This is a genomic window from Mycobacterium sp. E2479 (assembly GCF_001667925.1).
Classification (GTDB): domain Bacteria; phylum Actinomycetota; class Actinomycetes; order Mycobacteriales; family Mycobacteriaceae; genus Mycobacterium.
The window spans coordinates 1-1,459 of record NZ_LZJR01000047.1; the positions used below are offsets into that span (position 1 = coordinate 1).

Sequence of the window (1,459 nt, forward strand, 5' to 3'; positions counted from 1 at the left end):
CACCTCACCGGCCACGACCAACTCTTCGACACCCTGCTCGTCTTCGAGAACTACCCCGTCGACACCGCCGCCCTATCCGGCGGCCACGAATTGTCCATCAGCGATGCAACCACCCACGAACACACCCACTACCCGATGACGGTGCAAGTCCAGCCCGGACGCGAACTGAACCTGCGCATCGAATACGACACCGACCTGTTCACCCCCACCACCATCGACACACTCATCACCCGCTTCGAACAAATCCTGCTCGCCATGACTTCTGACCCCACCCGGGCGCTGTCGTCGATCGACGTGCTCGATCAACCCGAACACACCCACCTCAATCAATTGGGCAACCGCGCCACCTTGACGAGACCTCCGGGCTCAGCGGTATCGGTGCCGGTGGTGTTTGGCGAACAGCTGGCCCGTACACCGGACGCTGTGGCGCTGACCTACGGGCAGCGTTCGTGGACCTACCGCGAGCTCGATCAGGCCTCTAACCGGTTGGCGCACCTGCTGACCGACCACGGCGCCGGCCCGGGACAGTGCGTGGCACTGCTCTTGCCCCGCTGCGCCGAAGCGATCACCGCGGTGCTGGCGGTGCTCAAAACCGGAGCGGCGTATATACCGATCGACCCGGCGCTGCCGATGGCCCGCATCGGGCTCATGCTCACCGACGCCGCACCGATCGCCGCGATCACCACCACAGACCTACGGGCGCAACTAGACAGCCACGACATAGCGATCATCGATCCCGACGACCCAACAGTGAAGCGCCAGCCCAACACGCCGCTACCGGCACCAGCCCCCGACGACATCGCCTACCTGATCTACACCTCCGGCACCACCGGGCTCCCCAAAGGTGTCGCCATTACGCACCACAACTTATTGCAACAGTTGGCTTCTCTGGATACAGGGTTGGCTGCACCTGGGCGGGTGTGGTCGCAGTGGCACTCGTACAGCTTCGACATCTCGGGCTGGGAGATCGTTGGTGCGCTGCTGCGGGGCGGGCGGCTGGTGGTGGTGCCCGAAGAGGTGGCCCACTCCCCTGAAGATCTCCATGCCTTGCTGGTCGATGAGCAGGTCAGCGTCTTAAACCAGACGCCGTCTGCGTTGGAGATGCTCTCTCCGGAGGGGTTGGAGTCGGTCGCTTTGGTGGTCGGCGGTGAGCCCTGCCCACCCGAGCTGGTGGATCGGTGGGCGCCGGGGCGCGTGATGATCAACGGCTACGGTCCCACCGAGACGACGATCTGGGCATCCCTGAGCGCGCCGTTGACGGCCGGGGCGGGGGCGCCGCCGATCGGGTCGCCGGTGGCGGGGGCGGCGTTGTTTGTGCTGGATGGGTGGTTGCGTGCGGTGCCGGTCGGGGTGGTCGGTGAATTGTATGTGGCCGGCGCCACCGTGGGTTGCGGGTATTGGCGCCGGGCGGGGTTGACCGGGTCGCGGTTTGTGGCGTGTCCGTTCGGGGGCCCGGGCC

The 1,459-nt window shown here is 65.9% G+C and carries 1 protein-coding gene; it reads left to right on the forward strand.

Features of this window, described 5'->3' with window-relative positions; translation table 11 throughout:
* The coding region (locus tag A5686_RS05225; RefSeq protein WP_156749945.1) for an AMP-binding protein at positions 1 to 1,459 on the forward strand (1,459 nt) is incomplete at both ends.